The 20,952-nt window shown below is 54.4% G+C and carries 22 protein-coding genes, 2 rRNA genes and 3 pseudogenes (1 of these 27 cut by a window edge); 12 read left to right on the top strand and 15 right to left on the bottom strand.

Going from position 1 to position 20,952, the window contains the following annotated elements; genetic code table 11:
* The 3 genes and pseudogenes from COMA2_RS03540 to COMA2_RS21020 form a co-directional block, all read left to right on the top strand.
* Positions 1 to 330 (top strand): 23S ribosomal RNA (locus tag COMA2_RS03540) (it extends 2,677 nt beyond the left edge of the window).
* Between the two features lie 133 nt (positions 331 to 463).
* Positions 464 to 580 (top strand): 5S ribosomal RNA (gene rrf, locus COMA2_RS03535).
* 676 nt (positions 581 to 1,256) lie between these two features.
* A pseudogene (locus COMA2_RS21020) lies at positions 1,257 to 1,733 on the top strand (endonuclease III domain-containing protein); the annotation flags it as partial.
* 9 nt (positions 1,734 to 1,742) lie between these two features.
* On the opposite strand, the gene COMA2_RS20650 reads toward COMA2_RS21020, so the two are convergent.
* The 6 genes from COMA2_RS20650 to COMA2_RS03505 all read right to left on the bottom strand — a co-directional run bounded on the left by COMA2_RS20650 (position 1,743) and on the right by COMA2_RS03505 (position 8,148).
* The gene (locus COMA2_RS20650; RefSeq protein WP_245630860.1) at positions 1,743 to 2,087 is read right to left on the bottom strand and encodes a hypothetical protein; all 345 of its coding nucleotides are present in this window, start codon (positions 2,085 to 2,087) and stop codon (positions 1,743 to 1,745) included.
* Positions 2,088 to 2,259: 172 nt separating this feature from the next.
* Positions 2,260 to 2,397, bottom strand: coding sequence for a hypothetical protein (locus COMA2_RS20030; RefSeq protein WP_175304371.1), 138 nt, complete (start codon positions 2,395 to 2,397; stop codon positions 2,260 to 2,262).
* 386 nt (positions 2,398 to 2,783) lie between these two features.
* The gene (gene tkt, locus COMA2_RS03525; protein WP_090894697.1) at positions 2,784 to 4,856 is read right to left on the bottom strand and encodes a transketolase; all 2,073 of its coding nucleotides are present in this window, start codon (positions 4,854 to 4,856) and stop codon (positions 2,784 to 2,786) included.
* Positions 4,857 to 5,262: 406 nt separating this feature from the next.
* Entirely contained in the window at positions 5,263 to 5,679 is a 417-nt protein-coding gene (locus COMA2_RS03520; RefSeq protein WP_090894695.1) for a hypothetical protein, read from the bottom strand.
* A gap of 351 nt (positions 5,680 to 6,030) precedes the next feature.
* Positions 6,031 to 7,170 (bottom strand): alpha/beta hydrolase, encoded by a 1,140-nt coding sequence (locus COMA2_RS03510; protein WP_090894692.1) that lies wholly within the window; start codon positions 7,168 to 7,170, stop codon positions 6,031 to 6,033.
* 120 nt (positions 7,171 to 7,290) lie between these two features.
* Positions 7,291 to 8,148: a dienelactone hydrolase family protein gene (locus COMA2_RS03505; protein WP_090894690.1), complete on the bottom strand. Its 858-nt coding sequence runs from the start codon at positions 8,146 to 8,148 to the stop codon at positions 7,291 to 7,293.
* 354 nt (positions 8,149 to 8,502) lie between these two features.
* Between COMA2_RS03505 and COMA2_RS03500 the strand changes: the two genes are divergently transcribed.
* From COMA2_RS03500 to COMA2_RS19680, 3 genes are read left to right on the top strand one after another with little or no spacing between them, the layout of a single operon-like run.
* Positions 8,503 to 8,730, top strand: coding sequence for a hypothetical protein (locus COMA2_RS03500; RefSeq protein ID WP_090894688.1), 228 nt, complete (start codon positions 8,503 to 8,505; stop codon positions 8,728 to 8,730).
* Complete coding sequence (locus COMA2_RS03495; protein ID WP_139077016.1) at positions 8,696 to 8,941, top strand: hypothetical protein; 246 nt, start codon at positions 8,696 to 8,698, stop codon at positions 8,939 to 8,941. Before COMA2_RS03500 ends, COMA2_RS03495 begins: the two co-directional genes overlap by 35 nt.
* Before the next feature lie 55 nt (positions 8,942 to 8,996).
* Entirely contained in the window at positions 8,997 to 9,161 is a 165-nt protein-coding gene (locus COMA2_RS19680) for a PIN domain-containing protein (RefSeq protein WP_139077015.1), read from the top strand.
* A 136-nt stretch (positions 9,162 to 9,297) separates the two neighbouring features.
* Here the strand turns inward: COMA2_RS19680 and COMA2_RS03490 are convergent, their stop codons facing one another.
* Positions 9,298 to 9,687, bottom strand: a complete 390-nt coding sequence (locus COMA2_RS03490) for a CC0125/CC1285 family lipoprotein (protein ID WP_139077013.1) — start codon at positions 9,685 to 9,687, stop codon at positions 9,298 to 9,300.
* 309 nt (positions 9,688 to 9,996) lie between these two features.
* On the opposite strand from COMA2_RS03490, the gene COMA2_RS03485 reads away from it, so the two are divergent.
* The 6 genes and pseudogenes from COMA2_RS03485 to COMA2_RS03460 all read left to right on the top strand — a co-directional run bounded on the left by COMA2_RS03485 (position 9,997) and on the right by COMA2_RS03460 (position 12,802).
* Positions 9,997 to 10,236 (top strand): type II toxin-antitoxin system RelE/ParE family toxin, encoded by a 240-nt coding sequence (locus tag COMA2_RS03485; RefSeq protein WP_217490604.1) that lies wholly within the window; start codon positions 9,997 to 9,999, stop codon positions 10,234 to 10,236.
* A gap of 14 nt (positions 10,237 to 10,250) precedes the next feature.
* A complete protein-coding gene (locus COMA2_RS03480) occupies positions 10,251 to 10,559 on the top strand; it encodes a HigA family addiction module antitoxin (protein ID WP_217490603.1) in 309 nt (102 codons plus the stop codon).
* A gap of 216 nt (positions 10,560 to 10,775) precedes the next feature.
* Entirely contained in the window at positions 10,776 to 11,732 is a 957-nt protein-coding gene (locus COMA2_RS03475; protein WP_090894682.1) for an IS5 family transposase, read from the top strand.
* A gap of 266 nt (positions 11,733 to 11,998) precedes the next feature.
* A pseudogene (locus COMA2_RS21015) lies at positions 11,999 to 12,159 on the top strand (glutathione peroxidase); the annotation flags it as partial.
* Between the two features lie 204 nt (positions 12,160 to 12,363).
* Complete coding sequence (locus COMA2_RS03465; RefSeq protein WP_090894675.1) at positions 12,364 to 12,588, top strand: type II toxin-antitoxin system HicB family antitoxin; 225 nt, start codon at positions 12,364 to 12,366, stop codon at positions 12,586 to 12,588.
* The gene (locus COMA2_RS03460) at positions 12,581 to 12,802 is read left to right on the top strand and encodes a type II toxin-antitoxin system HicA family toxin (protein ID WP_090894673.1); all 222 of its coding nucleotides are present in this window, start codon (positions 12,581 to 12,583) and stop codon (positions 12,800 to 12,802) included. Before COMA2_RS03465 ends, COMA2_RS03460 begins: the two co-directional genes overlap by 8 nt.
* 460 nt (positions 12,803 to 13,262) lie before the next feature.
* Here the strand turns inward: COMA2_RS03460 and COMA2_RS03450 are convergent, their stop codons facing one another.
* From COMA2_RS03450 to COMA2_RS03415, 8 genes and pseudogenes are all read right to left on the bottom strand, one after another.
* The gene (locus COMA2_RS03450; protein ID WP_090894669.1) at positions 13,263 to 13,607 is read right to left on the bottom strand and encodes a hypothetical protein; all 345 of its coding nucleotides are present in this window, start codon (positions 13,605 to 13,607) and stop codon (positions 13,263 to 13,265) included.
* A gap of 272 nt (positions 13,608 to 13,879) precedes the next feature.
* Positions 13,880 to 15,364 carry a patatin-like phospholipase family protein gene (locus tag COMA2_RS03445; protein ID WP_245630859.1) on the bottom strand — a complete coding sequence of 495 codons (1,485 nt, stop codon included), beginning with the start codon at positions 15,362 to 15,364 and terminating at the stop codon, positions 13,880 to 13,882.
* 120 nt (positions 15,365 to 15,484) lie between these two features.
* Positions 15,485 to 15,712 (bottom strand): annotated as a pseudogene (locus COMA2_RS21240) (patatin-like phospholipase family protein); the annotation flags it as partial.
* A gap of 228 nt (positions 15,713 to 15,940) precedes the next feature.
* Positions 15,941 to 16,786 (bottom strand): hypothetical protein, encoded by an 846-nt coding sequence (locus COMA2_RS03440; RefSeq protein WP_090894666.1) that lies wholly within the window; start codon positions 16,784 to 16,786, stop codon positions 15,941 to 15,943.
* A 63-nt stretch (positions 16,787 to 16,849) separates the two neighbouring features.
* Complete coding sequence (locus COMA2_RS03435) at positions 16,850 to 17,869, bottom strand: chymotrypsin family serine protease (RefSeq protein WP_090894665.1); 1,020 nt, start codon at positions 17,867 to 17,869, stop codon at positions 16,850 to 16,852.
* A gap of 14 nt (positions 17,870 to 17,883) precedes the next feature.
* Positions 17,884 to 19,029 carry a hypothetical protein gene (locus COMA2_RS03430; RefSeq protein ID WP_090894663.1) on the bottom strand — a complete coding sequence of 382 codons (1,146 nt, stop codon included), beginning with the start codon at positions 19,027 to 19,029 and terminating at the stop codon, positions 17,884 to 17,886.
* A gap of 1,077 nt (positions 19,030 to 20,106) precedes the next feature.
* Positions 20,107 to 20,430, bottom strand: coding sequence for a type II toxin-antitoxin system PemK/MazF family toxin (locus tag COMA2_RS03420; RefSeq protein WP_175304370.1), 324 nt, complete (start codon positions 20,428 to 20,430; stop codon positions 20,107 to 20,109).
* A complete protein-coding gene (locus COMA2_RS03415) occupies positions 20,424 to 20,678 on the bottom strand; it encodes an AbrB/MazE/SpoVT family DNA-binding domain-containing protein (RefSeq protein WP_090894658.1) in 255 nt (84 codons plus the stop codon). Before COMA2_RS03415 ends, COMA2_RS03420 begins: the two co-directional genes overlap by 7 nt.
* Positions 20,679 to 20,952: the final 274 nt, after the last annotated feature.

Raw genomic sequence — 20,952 nt, 5'->3', positions numbered from 1 at the left:
CGAGAGTTGGGTTCAGAACGTCGTGAGACAGTTCGGTCCCTATCTGTTGTGGGCGGAGGAGAGTTGAGAGGGGCTTTCACTAGTACGAGAGGACTGTGAAGGACGGACCTCTAGTGTGCCGGTTGTCGCGCCAGCGGCAGCGCCGGGTAGCTATGTCCGGTAGCGATAATCGCTGAAAGCATCTAAGCGAGAAGCGTGCCTCAAGATAAGCTCTCCCGGGGCGTATGCCCCCTAAAGACCACTCGTAGACCACGAGTTTGATAGGCTGGGTGTGGAAGGCGTGTAAGCGCTGTAGCTAACCAGTACTAATCGGTCGTGCGGTTTAACATCCTTTGCTCCTGATAGACATGGTCTCACCACGATACGAAGAAGGTATTGTGGAGTGCTCAAAAAGTTCTGAGTTCTGTGCTATTAGCTTCAGACTCAGTACCAAGCGCACAAGGCCTATTTGATCACAAGTGTTCCCGGTGGCCATACCGGAGGGGCCCCACCCGTTCCCATACCGAACACGGAAGTTAAGCCCTCCAAGGCCGATGTTACTGCCGCCGCGAGGCAGTGGGAAAGTAGGACGCTGCCGGGTTACAACGAAGGCCCGCTGGTCGAAAGATCAGCGGGCCTTTTCTTTTGAAAACGGGCGTAGCGTCCCTGAAGAAGGTCGATGGGTTTTATCCGGCGACGTCAATTACGATAGAGCGATGAAGAGTCGCCGATACGAGCAAGCCATGGGCTAAGAGCCTGTCTCGGCAGGCTAGGTGTCGGATGGGTGGAAAGTATGGACCACTGCCTGGTTACACAAAGAAGCCTGCTGGTGAAAGCCAGTAGGCTTTCTTATTTTGTGGCTCGGTGTGGCGTCCCGCGAAGTACGGTGTGAACCTTTGCCGGGTTATAACAAAGGTCCGCTGATTAATGAAGAGTCGCTCCGAAGACGTACTCAGCACATCCAGGACGAGCAATTGTTTCAACCGGTGAGGATGAGGCATGAAAATATCTTGTCCTGGTTTGCCTGGTTCAGTACGTTTGCACCAGCTTATTGCCCCTTTCGCCAGAGATGCAAATCGGGATGACGGGGGCCTGGGTAGTAAATCTCAGCCTTTTTGAAGAACCGGCTTGTTCGAAGGTAGCCTTTTCCCCCCGTGTTTTCGCAGAGCTCCTCGTCGGCAGCGGGCCTTTTTTGAGATCCAGTGCAAGTAAGCTTGGGTTGAACCTCTGCCTGGGATAATTTACAAAGAGTCGGTTTGATTCTTCCCCATCTGATCATGCCTATGCAAAAGCAGCCGTTTAAGATCACGTCTGTCTTTCGGAAGATCGGGAAAGCGATTGAACCTTTTCCAAAGGCTGCCATGTTTCAGCTCGCTGATGAGGGATTCGTTTCTCCATTCGAGCAATTGGTGGCCTGTTTGATTTCTGTTCGAACTCGGGATGAAACCACGGTCCCCACGGCCCAACGATTGTTCTCAATAGCGAGGACACCTGCTCACGTTGCAAAGCTTTCCGTTGAACGGATCGAAGAGCTGATTCATGGAACGTCGTTTCGAGGGGTAAAAGCCCAGCATATACGAGAGATCGCGATACGTACGGTGCAAAATTATGAAGGAAGGCTGCCGTGCGATGAAGCCGTTCTACAATCATTCACAGGAGTGGGCCCAAAATGCGCCCATCTCGTGTTAGGTATCGCATGCGGGATACCTGCGATCAGTGTGGATACCCACGTCCATCGAGTGACGAATCGATGGGGATTTATTTCAGCACCGACGCCCGAACAGACCATGCTGCGCCTTGAGACCAAATTGCCGAAACGGTTTTGGGTTGAGATCAACCGCTTGCTTGTTCCATTCGGCAAACACATCTGCACTCCCATTTTGCCGAAATGTTCCACGTGTCCAGTCGTTAACATGTGCAGGCAGGTTGGTGTGACCAAACATCGATGAAGTGGGTATGAAGTTGCGCAACGCCTTTGCGATCAGGCGTAAAAAGGCAAGCGAAAGGCGATCAATGAGTGGACCGATTGGCCGGTAGCCAAGCTCAAGTCCATTCGGCCAGCGGATAAGTGATGGCTTTACCGGCAACCACCTGATCTGAAATGGCACGAATATCCCGGCGTGTCATCGAGCGACCGCCTTGCGGATCTGGTAAAAGAATTGACGCTGATCCCTTAGCCTATTTTTTCGGGTGAGCCCAAACCGGCACATCCGTCGTTCATTGAGCCCAAAGCGCTCACGCGGGGCTACCTACCATCGAAAATCTTGGCCGCAACCTTTCTTAAGTCGACGGGACGTGAGTGATGAGCTTCGGCAGCTGAATCATGAGATCCGCGCGGACCAATAGATGCTCGGCTTCTTCGCGCGGAAAGCCGATGTCTCGGAAGACATTGCCGGTGGACTTCGTCTTAAGTTTCATGGCGCTTCTTCGCGTCGACTAGGCAGCCGATTTCTTGACCAGGAGCTCGGCGCGATGACTAGTGGCGGCAAGGACTCGGATGAGTACATCGGTCGAGACACCTTGAGTATCGCCATTGTAGCGGCGAGTGCTCGTGCGAATAAGTTTGCTGTAAGGGTAGGCGCGGGTGGGTAGCTGCCGATAGGGATATCGTTGCGCGTGCCGTAAAAGGGAGTGTCTAGCGGAGAGTTGTGAATCGGCTTTCAGGAGACTGCTTCTTGCCGACACAGATTAGTGAAGAATCAAATCTGTGTCGGACCAACGAGTATGGAGTATACAGGAAGCAAGGGTGAACTCCGAGGCCACATTGGCCACGAGCGGTTCATGACCAATGCGGCCTCGGACCCTCAGGCGGCCTTCGCTATTCTCTGAACCTGCCCTTTTGCCGCCGCCACGACATTGTCCGTCGTGAATCCGAATTTCTTTTGAAGCTCTTTGAGAGGCGCCGAGGCGCCAAAAGTTTTCATGCCGATGATCTCGCCGTTCAGGCCTGCATAGCGAGCCCATCCAAACGTGGAGGCCTGCTCCACGCAGACTCTGGCCGTCACGGTTGGAGGAATCACACTATCGCGATAGGTCTGCGGCTGATGCTCGAACAGCTCCCACGACGGCATGCTCACCACGCGGGCCTTGATTCCCTGTGCCTTCAACTGTTCCGCGGCCTCGAGACAGAGCCAGACTTCACTGCCACTGGCGAGTAATAGCAGGTCCGGTTTCCCCCCAGGCGCATCGGCCAATATGTAGGCGCCTTTGGCCACTCCGGATGCCGCGGCGTAGGTAGCACGGTCGATGGTCGGGAGGGCCTGTCTGGTCAGAATCAAGGCGACCGGCTCATGTTTCAATTGCATGATGACGCGCCAGGCTTCCAAGACCTCGTTCGCGTCCGCAGGCCGAAGGACGATCAGATTCGGGATCGCGCGCAGCGAGGCGAGTTGCTCGATCGGCTGATGTGTGGGGCCATCCTCGCCCACCCCGATCGAATCGTGGGTGAAAATGTGGATAACGGGGATTTCCATCAGCGCGCTCAAGCGGATCGCGCCCCGGCTGTAATCGCTGAAAATGAGGAAGCCGGAGCCGTAGGGGCGTACCTTGGAGAGGGAGAGCCCGTTTAACACCGAGCCCATCGCATGTTCCCGGACGCCGAAATGCAGGTTGCGGCCGCCGCGGCTCGTGGCGGTGAAATCGCCGGCTCCCTCGAAGGTCAAACGGGTCTTCGTCGAGGGGGCCAGATCCGCGGACCCGCCTAAGAGCCACGGGACCTGTTGCGCGAGGGCGTTGAGCACCTTGCTCGAGGCATCGCGACCAGCCACTCCCTTGGCATCGGGAGGGAACAACGGGAGATCCTTGTCCCATCCCTCGGGCAGGTGGCGCTGTTGCATGTGGGAGAGTTGTTCAGCGAGCTGGGGGAATTGTCGTTGGTAGTCCTCAAGCTTGGCCATCCAGGCCGCGCGCGCTTCGCGTCCGCGCGTACCCATGCCCTGTTGGAAATGTTCACGCACGCCATCGGGCACCAGGAACTTTTCGTGCTCGGGCCAGCCGTAGTTCCGTTTGGTCAGCCGAATTTCTTCTTCTCCCAGCGGTTCGCCGTGGGCGGCGTGGGTATCTTGTTTGTTGGGGGATCCATAGGCGATATGACTGTCGACGATGATCAGTGTCGGTCGCCCCACTTCCCGGTTGAACGTCATAAGGGCCCGTTCGAGCATGTCGAGATCATTGGCGTCGCCGACCCGGGTGACGTTCCATCCGTATCCAATGAAACGGGTGGCCACATCCTCGCTGAAGGCCCAGTCTGTGTGCCCTTCGATTGTGATTTTATTGTTGTCATAGATCCAGCAGAGGTTGGACAGCTTCAAGTGCGCCGCAAGGGACGCCGCTTCTCCTGCGACGCCTTCCATCATACAGCCGTCGCCGCACAGCGCGTAGACGTTGTAGTCGAACATATCGAAGCCAGGGCGATTGAAGTAGTGGGCTTGCCATTGAGCGGCGATCGCCATCCCGACGCTGGTGGCGATTCCTTGCCCGAGCGGCCCAGTCGTGGTCTCCACGCCGGAGGTCCAGCGGTATTCCGGATGTCCTGCGCACTTGCTGTTGAGTTGGCGGAAGCGTTTGAGGTCGTCCAGTTGCACTGAGAGCTCGCCCAGCCGTTCGTATTGGGGATTGACCGCCTTCACTCCGGTCAAATGCAGGAGAGAGTAGAGGAGCATGGAGGCGTGTCCCATCGACAGCACGAACCGGTCTCGGTTCGGCCAAATTGGATCGTTCGGATCAAATCGTAGGATTCGTTGCCAGAGACAGTAGGCAACCGGGGCCATGGCCATCGGTGTTCCCGGATGGCCAGAATTGGCTTGCTGCACGGCGTCCATCGAAAGGGTGCGGATTGTGTTGATGCAGGTCTGGTCGAGTTGTACGTTCGTCACCATGGCCCCCTTGTTCTGGCGGTGTGTTCCTGGAGCGTTACGTCGAGGTTCCCTTCAAGTATGTCGGTCGTTTCGAATGCAAGCTTGAGAGATGGCGTGAAGGGAAATGTGTATGAACCACACACGAGGGGAACACCTGAGGAACTCGTCAAATGTAGGGATTCTACTGCGGACGGCTGGGCTCCACACAACTCAGGGCGATCAGGTCTTGCACATTAATCAGAAGCACAAGACTGTAGGGGACGCTGTACAGAGCAAAAGCGACGGGCTTCGTGGGGATGTCGTAAGACTTCGGCCCTGGACACATTCGGTCTGGAGGATTGTCGGATTAGAAAAAGAGTTTAATGACCGAAACCCGCCGGTCACGTCTCTTGTTGTTCCCCGCTCGTCGACTGTTTCCCTGTTGTCCTCATCCGCCGTTGAGTTTGAGGCCCTGCTCCCATCCATAGAATACGGCTTGGTGGTACTGGCTCCACTGGCCCATGATCCCTTCATTCCAGTTTTGGCGCGCCTGGGATTCGATGCTCTTCCAGTCCATCTTCTGATTGTCGGGATCAAGGGTGAGATCAAACCCATACTTATAGGCCAACCGATAGTGGTTGAAATCGTATCCCGATGTTGCATAGTGCGATTGGTAATGGGCCTTGAACAGGGATTCGTGGCGCATGAACGTGTCGGTTTCGTGGTGTGATGGCTGGTTTTGTGCCTGCTGCGCGGCGATCTGGAGATGACCATACCGGGGGTGCTCGGCGGGTAAGAGGCGAAGGATCACCCATGCCACAGGAATAACCAGGATGAGGAATCGAAAGGCAGTTGCGGAGTTCACGGGGACCTCATGGCAGGCAGATAGCAATATGATAAGCCAGTACGTCACAGGCGTCCAGAGCCAGGGATGCGAAGCTCGGGGATACCACCGGTATCTCAACTGTCAGAGCGAATGGTTTCCGTTGATTCCCAGCAACAAGAACAGGAGTCGAGAACGGGAGTATAACGACGATGGGAAGCTGGTCAACGAAGTCCCGGACGAGGTCTCACCAGACAGGGCTGATTGGATGAATACGATCGGGAAATCTTTCATGCCGAGGCCATTCATGGCGATCAGGTCTTGGACGGAATCGGTCCGACCTCTTACGGCTCGGCAGTGCCAAGTCCAAACACGACGTTTGTTCTCTATCCCTTAGGCGGATCGCATTTCCCACTGATTGCCCATCACGCCGAGCCGGTTGCGGTGTCGGCTTGGGTCGTCATGTGGAAGTCCATCGATACTCATGCGGATGTCGGCATTGACGTGCCCCACCAGATAGTAACTGTGTTCGACGCGACCCCTGACGAGAGGGGTGCAGTCGACCTGGTGCACCTTATTATGCACGTGAGCTGGGCGCGCCGGACCGTTTGACCCCAGTCGATCCGGATTGCCTTTCGTGAAATCAGAAATGACGAGGGCGGCATCGCCGCGATTGTGATAGACGCTGACGCTTCTGGCCAGTTCATGCACTCGCGCCAACGGCTGCCCTTCTTCCAATGCGGTGTCGTCCACGTCGGGCGAGCAGAGAAAAATGTGCTCAAAGATGCGGGGCAATGCGTTGCCGGGTGTGAAGGCATCGCACCGTTCGAGCGCGTTCTGTAAGAGGTAGTTGCCCATCGAGTGACAGAGGAGATGGAGATCTTGTTTGCAGAGCGTTTCTTCTGTTCGGCGCAAGCCGGCAAGAAAGTCCCGTACCTTCAGAATGCCGCGGCCGACCGCGTTGCCGGACCCAGCCGCCTCCGACCGGTCTGATTTATAGGAGACGAAGGGGAGCGCCATCCCGTCCGAAGGCCAGGTAAAGAGCACGACCTGCACCTGCTGCTCGGAGTCTCTCTCCGGACTGGAATTCAACATAGTCTGCAGCGAGAGGGCCGTGCCGACCGCGTCGGTCCAAGAGACGTTGTAGCCATGGATAAACAGCAGCACATCCGAATTCTGTCGCATGACGGTTTGCAGGTCTGAAAATGCCCCTTGCGATCCTAGTTTGATGTTCTCTTGTTGGTCTTCGGCGACCGACCGGTTGATCTTTTCCCGATAGGCCACGATGTCGGCGGACTCGGCGCATTTGGCCAGGTACTTGATGAGCCCCTCGCCGTCCCCCTGTCCCATGCTTCCGCAGTTCTTTTCAAGATACTTGTTCATCTTGGATTCATCGACCTTGACGAGGACTCGGCCGAAACGAAGGTTCTCGACGCCGTCGTCGCTGAATTTTTTCCCATAACCATGTGGGCGCCAGCGATCGCCGCCGAGGTGGTTGCGGTTGGTCGCGTAGAAAAGTCGTAAGTCACTCATGGTCAGGGCTCCTTCTGTCACGAACGTGAAGTGCGTAGCGGTGTCGGGCAACGGATGCGGAGATGTGCTTATCGGCTTCGATGGGGAAAGTCAAGGATGGGTAGCCGGTGCAGGGGTGAATCAGCGGCCTTGCGGACTCCCGGATAGTTCCGTCAGAAGAAAACGCCGAACTTCTGCGCGCGCGTCTCGGGAGGACTGTCCGGTCTCGTCCTGCTTCTTCCACGAGCCGATCAGGGTGCTGTGGGCGTTGGTCGGTTTTCCCTCTACTCGATAGGCGCTCGCGGGGATTTCTCCGTCCAGAAATCGATCGCCAAATTGGTCGCGCAAGGTCCGCCATTTTGCCCGGTCCGACATGCAGTCGGTCTCAAATCTCAGTCCATAAATCTTCGCAGCACTTTCTTGTGCGCCCTGAAGGTCGTCGAGCGAAAGACCGAGTGATTGTTTGTCCGCATCAGTGGACCACCAAAAGGACAGGGGCAGCGCCGGTTGGGCGACCACCGCGGCGCCGACTTGCGGATTGTCCAGCAGGGCCACAGGAAGGGGGCCGGTCATGCAGCTCCCGATGACGCCAAGTCGCTGCTCTTGGTGACGCTCTCCTATCTTTCCCACGACAGCGCGTAGCCAGTCCACGACGGGAGCGCTTCCATGAGTGGGAATACCCCATTCGCCGCCGGGAAAGAAATCAACCACACCTCGAAACCAATAGGCCCACAAGCCGGAGGTCGGGGAGAACGTCCCTTTCTCGCCGAATAACAGGGGCACATAGACAGTGAAATCGTTCGAGAGTTCTTCCGCATAGGCGAGTGTCCCTGGAGTCAGCCCTGTCAGTTCATGGAGCAAGAGCACAGGCGGCTTCGAGGTGCCGGCATTGAGGCAGTAGACCGGATGGGTGATGCCTTCGTGGGAGAATGATTGGTCGAAACACTCCTCCCAATTTCCAGCCGGGGTACCTTCTTCTTTCGTATGAGGCGCGCACATTCCGAGCTGGGTGGCTCCACAGCCGGATAGGAGTAAGCAGACCGCGATGGCTTGAACGAGAGAATGGGGAGATCTCTCCGGGACGTATCTTCGGTGACAACACGTAATGTTCATGCCGTGCCTGTTTGGTCTCTAGACCACGTCGAATTGCCGTTGGTTGAACTCGAAGCGCGTGAGAGGGGGAGGGTACGCAGGCGGGAGGGATGTGTCAACTGGGTGACGAGCGAGAGCTGGTTTCGATTATCGTCTGATTTGTGAGGTGTGCGGGTCCATCCCAAATGCCTTGGTAAGGCGCCTACACTAGGCGCATAACATTAGCATCCAGAAAGTGCATCTTTTCGGGAGAATGACACTATGGCCAAGCTCAATGTGTCCATCGACGATCGATTGCGAGATGAGCTCTTTAAGCTGATTCCACCTCGACGGCGGAGTCAGGTGGTGAACAAAGCGCTCTGGCATGAACTGCTCCGGCGTAAACGCCGGCAGGCAACCGAGGTTGGTGCATCGCTTGCGGAAGCGAAGCGCCACCCTGACCGGAGAGGAGATTATGAATGCCGTCCGTCGGGATCGGGAGCGAACTGAGCGGTGCCGATGCCTCTTGAAGCGGATCTTGGAACAAGAGCATGAGCCTGACTATCGCAAAGCCATCCAGTTGCAACAGGCGTTGCTGGCTGAATCGATCGAGATTCGGTTACCGACGCTCTGGCGGTATGAAGTGGGGAATGTATTGGGCCTTAAGAAGCCGGTCCATGGCCGTCGAATTGATGAGCGCATTATTGGCGTACGAGTTTGACGAGGTCCCATTGCGGACAGAGTATGGGTTGGCTGTGCTTGAACATATGAGATAGGTGAAACACGTCACCTTCTATGACTCCGCCTACCATGTGCTGGCCATTCGTACGAAAGGCTTGTATATGACCGCCGATATGGCCTATGTGAAACGAGCCAAGGCGAAAGGGCATGTGGTGCTCCTGGCCGAATGGGAAAGTCCAGAGATGCAAGACTTTCTCTGAGAAGTTTGATGAGTCGGGGGATTAGGTGGGGGAGTCGTGAGGGGGAAAGATGGAGACGGTATCAGACAGTCGCAAGATTGACGACTCGGACATTCTTCCGCTTTCTGACCACCAACTAGCCGTGATGCACGCTCCCTTAGTTCGTCTTTGGGGCGGTCACTGTCCCGGCTAACACGTCCTTGGCATCGTACAGATTGGCAATCCCAACCGGTTTTTGATCTTTGTACATTGTGACCGTCATGGCTGTGCGGCGTGAGAGTCCCAGCACGTCGGCTCGTTGAGCCATATGAAAAAAGTCGTATCCCTCCCGGAGCGTCAGCTCCGCGCAGCGTCGACGGAGATGGCGATCCAGCTGCTCCTGGGACGTGAAGGCGCTTGCCCGATACTCCACCCGATACACGTTCTCCTTGAGTTGCTCAACTTCAGTCGTTCCCGCGTCACTCAGTGGTTTGTACTGTCCAGTCGCGCAGCCGGCCAGAAATATGGCCAATACCAGAAGAGCCGGCACACACAATCTGAAAGCCATTGTTCCGCGATACATCTCCATATTGGGCGGCTATCGTAGCGAGACGGTCACGCGAGGTCAACAGCGGCCGTACTCGCCCACCTCGGTTTCAACGGGGAGCAGTTTGAATCTAGGAGGAGGAGAATAACTGATGGTACAAAGTAAGATTTGCCCCCACCGCTATTCCTCTGGAAGCGCGCGAGGGAGAGACTCGAAAGCGAAAGGCCAAGATGTGACTTTCGATGTCTGAAGTTTTTGGTTGACGAGTGAAGCGCTACGCGATGCAGTCAACGCCTGATAGAGAGTTTTAAGCACCGAGGACTGAAACGGTTGTTCGAAGGTGATCCTCGGAGGCTCCCGCCGGACATGGTGGATCGGATCAGGGCCATTCCCGCGCGGCTACATCAAGCGGAAGCGATTGAAGATATGAACGTCCATTCCTACAGGCTGCACCCATTGAAAGGAAGCCGGAAGGGGGAGTGGGGTGTCACGGTGGGAGCCAAATGGCGCATTACGTTTCGGTATGAAGATGGTTGTGGGTTAGACGTGAATTTAGAGGACTACCATTGAAAAAGGAACGTGCAATGAAAACGTTGAAAATGAAGAATCCACCGCATCCTGGCTTTTCCGTGTACGTCGATTGTCTGGAGCCGCATGGGTTGAGTGTGACGGAAGGGGCTAAAATTCTTGGCGTATCGCGGTCGGCACTGAGTCATCTGGTGAATGAGAGTGCAGACTTGTCTTGGGACATGGCGATTCGCCTGGCGAAGGCGTTTGGCGGCACGCCTGAGGGATGGATGCGGTTGCAGTTTCTGTATGACGCGGCTCAGGTGGAAGAACGAGCTAAGAAAATCAAAGTGAAGATGTTTGTTGCGGGTACGGTGAGCGCGTAAGGAGCACATGTGTGCACTGGCGTCGCCTCATTCCCCATATGGCGCATCTGCCGATCGAATTGGCGTGGACAAGACCGTTGAGACGAGCGGTGGGCCGCTAGGCCATCATGGATGCACAGAACAAGACTTGAACGAAAAGTTGCCAAGGGAAGGTCTGATTTATTCTTCCCGCGGGATGTGCTAAAGGACACGCAGTCCTGATGAGGAGGCGCATCTATGCAGCAATCGACGTTTGCCGAGGTCACGTTTGAGCAATATCGCAAGCCCACCCGCCGTGAGCAGTTCCTCGACGAGATGAATCGCGTGGTGCCATGGGCGGAATTAGTGGCCGTGATCGAGCCGGTTTATCCCAAGGCCGATGGGCCGGGGCGTCCACCGGTCGGGATCGAACGCATGCTGCGCCTCCATTGCCTGCAACAGTGGTTTAACCTGTCGGACCCAGCTGTGGAAGAAGCGCTGTATGACTCACGGGCCATGCGACAGTTCGTCGGGATTGATCTGGGCCGTGAGCCCGTACCCGATGAGACGACGATCTGCAAGTTTCGCCACCTCCTGGAAGCCCACCAGTTGGGTGAGCAGCTCTTTGCACAGATCGGTGCGTATCTGACGAAGCAAGGGCTCCAGGTGAGCCGCGGCACCATCGTCGATGCGACCATCATCAGTGCGCCCAGTTCGACGAAGAACCGGACAAAGGAGCGGGATCCCGAGATGCATCAGACCAAGAAGGGCAATCAGTGGTATTTCGGTATGAAGGCCCATATCGGCGTGGACAGCCAGACGAAACTGATTCATTCGGTCGCGGCGACCGCTGCCAATGTGCATGACAGTCAGATGTTACCGGAGTTGCTGCATGGCCAGGAGACTCGGGTGTGGGGCGATGCCGCCTACAGTGGGCAACGCGAGGTGATCCGGCAGCATGCGCCTAAGGCCAAGAGTTTCATCCAGGCGAAAGCATACCGCTATCGACCGCTGAGTGAGGAGGAGCGGGCCAGGAACCGGACGAAATCGAAAGTGCGGGCCAAAGTGGAGCATACGTTCTTGGTGATCAAGCGCATCTTCGGCTGGGCCAAAGTCCGCTATCGCGGGTTGGCGAAGAATACCCATTGGCTGCATATCAGCTGCGGGTTGGCGAATCTGTACGTAGCGCGACGGCGGCTCATGGCGGGGACGTAGAAGACGTGTGTCCGGAGGCGGACAGCGGGCCATCGGACGGTGGGTGCGCCCGATAAAAAGGCTTCCGAGCCAGCGGATGCCCACCGAATTCACCCTGGTGATCACCCCAGAAACAGATTGCCGAGTGGAAACGTGAATTAATCAGATCTTCCCAAGATAAGATGACTCCCAATATGTGTATTGGAACGCAGAGGGGACAGCGTGGCATGGGAAGAGCCTGGATCAAAACCATCATTAAAGTTGTCAAGTAAAGAGTCCCGACCCCTTTTCAATATCTGAAATCGGAGAGACCCGGGATTCTCGGTACCGAGGCGATCAAATGGAACTTCACTAAATTCCTCGTCGGTGCCGACGGCATGTCCTGAAACGCTATGCGCCGAGTGATAAGCCGGAGATGATCGAGGCCGACCTGGTCACGAAGGTCTAGACGACTGGGGAGCGTCGAGAAGCGAAGTTTTTACCTGCTTGAAAATTCAGAATGTCCCCGTTTTTTCTTTCTGTTCTCGAGGCCCCAAGTGTATGACACATCGTGTATCGCCATGTTTCAGCCCCTGCTAGGCATTCGAGGAGGGATTGACTATAATAAGCCCTATCGCAGATCTTGGATTCGATTCGAGTGAGGGAATGGGCAATGGGAACAAGAAGCTATACGGCGATCGTCGAAAAGGAAGGAGCGAGCTATGTCGCGCTCTGCCCGGAACTGGACGTAGCCAGCCAAGGAGAGACGGTCGAATCGGCCACGGCCAATCTCAAAGAAGCTGTCGAACTGTTTCTCGAATGCGCCGATCCCGCCGAAGTCGAACGCCGGCTCCATACACAGGTTTTTGTCACCCGCTTCGAAGCGGCCCATGGGTAAACTCCGCGTCCTTTCGGGGCGAGACGTCTGCCGCATCCTCGAACAACACGATTTTCAGATCGTCCGTCAACGCGGAAGCCATATCGTGATGCAACGGCGAACGGACTTTGGCACCGTCACAGTTCCAATTCCCGATCACACTGAGATTCGAATCGGAACGCTGCAATCAATCATTCGGCAAAGCGGGGTCCCTTGCACCGCCTTCGAGATCTAACTCGCTGTAGAGGAACGCCTGCCTTCTCCGTTGGCCGGTGCGCGGCGCAACTGGTAGATGGGGGGTACGTGCGATATGGACCTAGCGCCTGGTCCATTGAATGCAGAGAACAACTTGATCCCTAAGGTTAGGCTGAGGGCGTCGAGAAGCGAAGTCTTTACCGGCTTGGAAATTCAGAATGTCCCTGTTTGATCCCTTCATGATTAAAACGCAAGAGAACAACGAAATTATGGTTTCGAATAGCGTGATGGCCAGCCAGGCGATCATTCAGTCAGCGCAGAGAATTAGGCGATGCCTCGATTCGAACGGTGAGGTGAGTTGGCAGGTTAGGAAATGTATGGTGGGTGGGCGAGCCAGGAGAGCTATGCTGGTTCTGTGACATGCACGATACAAGATCTGACTCTAAATTCGTGACTGAGTTTTTCCAAAGGTGACTCTATCCATGGATAGACTTGGTGATTCATGGCCGTTGTTCAAAACTTTGCAGTGCTGCTTCGGCAAGAATGTACACGAGTGCTACAGCGAGAAGAAGATATTTGGTCCCAGCAAAAGCTCCTGCTATTTTAGCCATTCTTTCCGAAGCACTATGCTCGACCATGTCGAGAAGCGCATAGTTCTCGACCGCGTCAAACGGGCCGGTTAATAAAACTACCCATGCAAGAACGCTCCCGATGATGGCCCGGTCACTGTTGTGTGTTGAATCGGCTAATATGCCACAGGCGAGAGAAAACAAAAGAGGGTAGAATATTAAAAACACATTGTCCACTTCAGTTGCTGGCGTGCGACACACAGCGAATGCCCCCATGAACTACGTATGGCTTCTGCCTTAGCGTTAGTCCAACTCAACTGAAACGAAATCATACCGTATGGGGATGCGGCTGTTACTAACGGTTTGCCTTGGGATCGCAGCTTCAAGCCCAATGTGATAGTCGCCAGCACAAGTACAGTCAATAAGTACCATCGACATGGATACTGGATCGATGAAAACAGGTGCACCATGGTTCATTCCTTGTCGCTTGATATCGACTGAAACCATCCTCAAGGTAAGTTTATAGGACTCATCCTGCTTGGCGAGTCCTATAGCGGTGGACGAATACGCAGCGCTGGAATAGGGATGGATTGGAATGGGATTGATGAGTTGAGAGGCTGAATGCTCCGTGCAAGAGCTACGAGCTCACTAACGAAGTTGTTCAAGTCAGTACAGTTATGCGGTGTCATCTGATACGGATAGCCGGGAGGAAGAGGGTTAATCATGCCAGCCTGGATAGCGTTCAGAAGGGTGGCAAAATTAGTCGCGTATGGATTCCCCTGGCCATTGAGACTGACAGCAGAAACAACCCCCGGCGATCGAGCCGCGAGCATATTCAGTAGGACGTGCAATCGAATGAACCGATGTTCATCCCATCCGGTGATCGTGCTTCCATTCTGTGGTCTATTGAACCGACTCGCAAGTTGCCGAATGGCGCTCTTGCCGCGATCGGCAACAGCCGTAATCTCATCCTTGTTCATGTTGAGATTCAGCCCGCCCTCAGTTTTGTTCAGCCGGATTTTGGCGACTCTATCTCTCACCCCTGGCATACGTGTAAGCGAATTATCGTTCCAGTTTTGCATTGCACCGACGACCGCACCAATAAACCAGCCCAATGTGCTGGCGCCTTTTTTCTGCTCCACTTGATCAGAGAGATAGTTCGAGTGTTCTTCGTAGCCTTCGCTGTAGGCTTTTGCGATGGAGACATCGTCCTGCCCATCAAGTTTCGGCTCCAAGGTAAGGCCAAAGGTGGGCCATCTTGGGAGCAGATCATCGAAGAGGTGGATGGGGAAGTTAGAACTGATTCCGCCATCTGAAAACCAGCATCGCCGAAATTCTTTGACTCCGGAAACTGGCGAGCGGGCAACATTGCAGTAGAGCGGAATGGGTGTGAAAAGAAATGGGAACGACATGCTCAAGCGTGCAGCCAACAGAACAGGAAAATGTTCTGGAGTCGGTAACCGCAGATGCCCTTTCTCGTCGTTCGTTTCCTGATTGGATGGAGAGTATTTCACCAGATGCTTGACTACGTCCTCCGGTAGGTATCTCTTCATGTCCTCCACGGTAAAATAGAGCTCTTCATTGTCTGCCAATGGGAAAATATATGGCCGGCCGTGCGAGAGGTTAGTAGAGAACATCTGAAGGTCAATTGAACGTGTTTCTGACCCGTCCGATCCGGACGCATGCCAGAGATCCCCGAAGGTCAGAGGGACGTCCGTCATGCACCGGCCGGCTGCCCGCTGTATATGATCATGCAGCCAAGGAGTGAGCGCTTCGTTTATCTTGTCTGTTGTTAAGCCGGTACATAGGCCAAGGCCGTTTTCTACGAGTCGCCTTGTGACGTCACGATAGACCCAGATACCGATTGGCCACGGTGCGATGAGTGCAAAGATGATCGCGGCAAGGAAGAACCCATACGGCCAGGCGTCAATGTGCAAGGGACCTATGAATTGTTCGTAATAGTTCGCTGCTTTCCATACAGCGAGCCCTGAGAGTACTGCCACTGCCAAGGTGGCAGGCCAATAGGCTTTCATGAATCCAATCAGAATATGAAAGACTCGCGAGGGCGTGGTCTCTCGATTCAAGCCTGCGAGAAGTACTGAGTAGAGTCGTCGCAGAGCAGGCTGAGGTTGAAACAAACTGAGCAATTTACTCCCGCCTGATTCCACTGGTTCCCCAAGTTCTATTGGAAGGCGTTTGAGGAGGGCGAAGCCGTCCTGTGCCTGTGACTCGGTCTGCCGCCGCTGATACTCCGCCGCTGCCGTGATGGCTGCGGCGATGGCCCCGACCGAGGTCCCCCCAATACTTTGAAAACGATAGTGGCAGGAGAGCTCCGCAATCGCCGTGGGATAGGCCACTCCGCTTGCAACCCCACCCTTCATGACTAGGTCGCAGAAGGGGAGGTCTTTAGGTTTTGATGTCTGAGTAGTGGTCATCACGATCACCTTCTCACTTCTCTTTGATGGTTGAGCCAAGGATATCCACCAGATTGCTGGCTTGGATGGGGAAAAGGTGTCAGGAACCAATCCGCAACAGAATTCATAGTCGACAATTCAATCAAAGGTTCCTGCCACCATTTTCTCATGTTCGAGGCCGTTAAATGCTCTTATTCAACGCCGTGGGCTAAGACTGCTAAGACGTGTCGCTACATCTTTGGCGAATGGCGCGACCAGTCCGGCAAGAATGCCGAGCATAATTGAATCACAAAGACCTTCTGTTTTCGGGCTTTGGAATGCTATCAAAAGCAGTGCGCTGATCCCAATCGCAGCGAGCTGATTAAGGCGTGCCCAACGCCACTCTGTGTAGATTCTCAGCGTGTCAATCCGACGCTGTGCAAGGAAGTACTCGGGCGAGTCTCCGCTCCCTAGGTCCTCGAGAACTTTTCCCCCGTCTGAGTTCCGTTTCAAGTGAGCAGATGAAATTTCCTCTGGCGCTTGTTTTCCCTCACCATGCTTTAATGACGTCTCATTGACCCGACCCCAGCTGGATCTCCCGACAAGAAAGTTCACAAAATTTGGATATCGAGGCCAGGACCGAAGGGCAACATTCGTGGATGCCTGCATTTGGGAGAATAACTGGTCGGAGGGCTGGTCGTACCATCCGCGGGCGTCGCGGAACTCCCCGGCCGAGAGCTCCAGGCACTCACGTCGAGCATCTTCGTGCGTCGGGTGTTGCTTTAACCAGCAGAACAATGCAAAACGATGTTCTGGACAACGTCGAAACCAAGCCCAGACAGCTAAGTTGTGATATAGCCGACGTGCCATAAAAAGCGACTTGATCAACTCGATTAGAACCATAGAAAGCGTACCGACTGCGGCTAAAAGCAGGGCCCAGTCGAGGGCTATCTTTGCAAAGCCGTCTGCGATACAGCTCACCTGGTCAAAGGCCGAGGCCTTCGTTTGGCACTCCTGGAGTGCGCGACCGATGAGCGTGGATTCAGAGTGTGTCTCTGCCATGTCGATCTCTCCTCCAGTCCCGTGGAACTGCGGTACCGAACGGCTTCTATCTCCCTAAGTTCTCTATATGAAACGTACTTCCCAGTGGTCATGTGGTCCTAAACCCTGCACCTTGAGCACCTTATAGATTGGTGTCACGATGCTGCGTCCGAATGTCCCGGCAATTACCATTCCGATCGCCCTGCCATTGGGCTTCAACTCCACAACGATCGAGCCACTATCACCAGCCTCCGAAAAAGTAGGCCAGCCATCCGGGGCGACGCTTAACTGCTCTTCAAACCAGGCCGTGCACGGTCCCTCCGGTGTATCGACAGTAATCCGTTCGTTGCAGTGCCAATCGTCTATGATGCCTTCAGTATATCCCGTTGTGCGTCCCAGCTTGGCGACGCGTAGATGTTGTCCCTCAGCCATCCCAGGTCTAAGTATGTTGAGAGGGGACAGCCTGCCGAGCTTGCCAAGATCGTTGTCGGCCAGCATTCCCGGAAACAGCCGAGCCAAGGCTGCGTCGACGTGATTGACTTGGACGCCTAACTTCACTTCTGTGAACTTCTCAAGGGTGGCAATCTGACGAGGTGGGCCGAAATCGTCGACGCGCGATGGTTGTCGGATAGCATTTCCTGGAGCCCGTGGCGGAGCTAAGACATGACTACAGGATAGAAGATATTGTGAGCCAGGGGAATTAACATCCTCAACAACCGCTCCCATAGTACCAGCACCCACACTCACGTGCGCTGCGCTGTAACCCATCTTAAGCGGGCGTGTCCACTCCGTGTTTATCCCCGTCTGGGCAAAGGGGATATCTGATTCAACTATGTCTATCGGAATGCCATCAACATCTGAACTCAGGAGGGAACTCCTACTCAAGAGTTTCTTGGGCAACTTTCTGAAAACGTAGAGCCGAACCACGACCTGATCGGTGAGCCGACCGTTGACCATACGGAAGCCAATACCAACTCCGTGCGCATTTCCTGGAGCAATCGCTTGCTCCAGCCCCGTAAGGTTGCTGATTACTTGCTGGACAGCGATGTAGTCTTCGAATGGAAACGGAGTGGTGCGTCTTACAGGATTTTCTTTTACGTCCATTTGATAAGGCCCTGCTATTTTTCCCCAAGGGCTTTCTTTACTGCCTTGACTACATCTTCCTTCTGTTTGCCTACTTGTTCAGAAGTCTCCTTAACTTTCTTTCCATAGTCGTCGTATTCCGTCACCAGGATCGTAACTACGAAGTTCCCTAATCCAAGAACTGGGGTTTGGCCTCGAAGTTTATACCACTGCATGCCAGATGGAGCCTCCTCCCCAGAGGGTGACATTGTTACCTCGAGGTTGAGTTCTTTTAGCTGATCAGCGAAGGATTTGCGTCGCCAATCTTCGAGAGTTATTTTGTTCGGTGGAATCGCACTGGCCACCTGCTCGTTCAGACCCTGCAGATTAAGCAGCCTATATTCTTCTTTTCCGAGCGTCTCTCCGAGGAAGGAGCGTGCTGGCATTGGAAAGAGTTTTCCATTGAAGTCTCCGCCGGGAACCGGTGGCGTACCATTTCCGCCATACTGATCATTCAACTTGACGTTACGGATTTGGAATTCCCCCTCCGCAAGGTCCTGAACGTGTACCTTGAGCTGCTCGTCGCGCCAGACAGCGTGCATCTTCAGGTTGACTGTAAGATCGAGATCTTTGTCTGCGCTTGAGAACCACGAGACTGGATCCAGTAAAGCAAAGCTGGCGAGCTTCGCCTTAGCACGTTCAAGGTGCACATACGATGGCTTCAGCCGAAAAGCGGTACCATCTTTAGTTGGAATTACAGCAAAGCTGATTTTAACGGCATTTCCGGACTCAACCGTTCGGTTGAGGGTAATCGTCTGAAGATTCACGGACCCATCTGGTGTCCAGTCACTATAGAACTGATCCCCAACGGCCACTGCCGAGTAGGTGGCAGTGTAGCGCTCAGATTCTTTCTTCAAATATTCGCTGATCTGCTCAACAATAAAACCCGCTGCAGCCGCAATCTCAGCAGTCCCGACGGCATGTTGTCGAATCCCAGAAGTTGCTGTCCCTGGGATTGGCTTAGGCCTAGAAGGAGGATCCCCGGGGTACCGATACCCGAAATCGAGTCTGACTGTCTCCCCTTTCCGCTCGAAGGAATTATCCGTTTTAGGAAAAAATATGTTGGAAGCTTGGTCTCCGAAGTTGGCACAGGCTGGTAACAACAAAAATATGAGTGAGAACATCGATGTCAATCGAGACATAGCATCTCCCTTCTTATTCAAAGAACCACAACCTTAATCGGTGGTCCACTATTTGCCGAGATGAATTTACTGTAAAATCCAAGCCGACACTGTGAGCAACTTCACACTTTGTCTTCGTAGCCTCCCGATACCAGATAAACTTCATAAATAAGAACTTGGTGTCAGACAAGACTATTGACTTATCGCCTTACTCATTCCCGCGTTGTGCCGCGCGGAGTTTCATCGGGCGGCCAGTGTGACCGCTAGCAATAGGAGCAACCATCCAATGTTCAACTCCATGTTCAACCACAGTGAGCCGCGCATCGAATATCCCTCAAAGTAAAAGCCATATGACGTCAATCGCGTCGCTGGATTCTGAGGTGCACTGGAACAAGTCCAATCGGTCATGGCGATAGTCGATCAACAAGTTGTGCAACCTCATGTGAGTTCTTTTCAGCAAAGAACGGACCAACGATGGGTTCGCAAGAACTACGTATATTCCCAAGCATTGTGCTGTTGCCTGAGAAGTTGACGCCTGACGAGGTGAATCTCTTTCGATTCAGACAGTATCGAAAGAGATTCAATGCCGCACCTCCGAACCACTTGCCTTCCACGATGATGCTTCAGTCCTCAGGCTCCTCAGACGCATTCGTGGAACTGGTCGCACTCAATCGCGGCGGGATCATAGCGCCGAAGAAACGATTCGGCTACGACCCGTTAGTTTGAGGAAGTTCGGCTTTGTCGGATGGATATGGTAGGCCCTATTAAAGAAGAATAGAGCTGATTAGGCCGGTCTCGTCTCTGGATTGGGCGAGAATTCAGCGGAGACGGTGATGTCTGATGCAGGAAGCAGCGTACAGGAGAGTTGACAGGGCAAGACTGCTTTGCTCGCGCACAACGTCGAAGGGTTATTACCGTGCCTTGGCTGAGGTAGGTCGTGAAGTACAACTATAAGAGAATCATCATTGTGTATGAGTAGGCTGTGTGCCTGGGCGATTCAACCTATTCCGTCGCTGGTGTTGTTAACGCTCTCATTGGTCTGGCCATAGTAAGGGCGCAGCAGCTGAGGATACCTGCAACGCCATAACAGATGCCCCGCTAGGGAGCGAAGAGTTCCGCAAGGAGGGAGAGGACTTGCTGGTGGGTGGATTCGTCGATCTTGCCCATGCGCTTGACGAGGCGGCTTTTGTCTACGGTTCTGATTTGATCCAGCACAATCTGTCCTGACTTCCCCTTGAACCGAACCGGTACACGGGTAGGGTAGGGGCGTCCCTTCGTTGTCATCGGTGCCACGATGACCGTATCGATATGGGCATTCAACTCATCCGGTGAGATGACAAGGCAGGGGCGGGTCTTACTGATTTCTCGTCCCTCAGTAGGATGGAGGTGGACAAGGAAAACATCAAAACGGGATGTTACCACGTCCACTCGTTCCGGTCCCACTTGGAGGTCAAGGCGGATTCGCGGTCCACGAGCAGGTCGTCTCCGTGACGATGCATCTGCTCAAAGGCTTGGCTCCATCCTGCTCGCGCCTTTGAAGCGGACCGAATGACGAGTTGCCCCTGCTGGATTTCCAGATCAACGGCTCCATGTAAGTGACACTGCTCAATCACGGCCTTTGGAATCCGGATGCCTCGGGAGTTTCCGATTCTCACCATCCGTGCCTTCATCACGCCTCCACAATGCGGTGCGCTTAATACGGAGTAATTACATTGGCATTACTATTGTTGTCAAGATGCATGGCGCGAGTTCACCGGCGCACGAGGCCGTCAGAGGCTGTCGATGGGATGTCGATGGGATGTCCTCGCCGTACGGCTGGCAGAAGCCTATCCTGCCTGCGCTGTGTGGTCAGGAGGATTGAAGTCAATACTCATGCCTGACCCCAATACTTCTTTTATGTGAGTCCGCTGCTGGTAAGCGCCTGAGCAATCGGAGGCGCCGAGA

The sequence above is a fragment of the Candidatus Nitrospira nitrificans genome, from assembly GCF_001458775.1.
Classification (GTDB): domain Bacteria; phylum Nitrospirota; class Nitrospiria; order Nitrospirales; family Nitrospiraceae; genus Nitrospira_D; species Nitrospira_D nitrificans.
The sequence above is the reverse complement of the archived record's forward strand: the minus strand, read 5'-3'. Positions and strand labels throughout refer to the sequence as shown.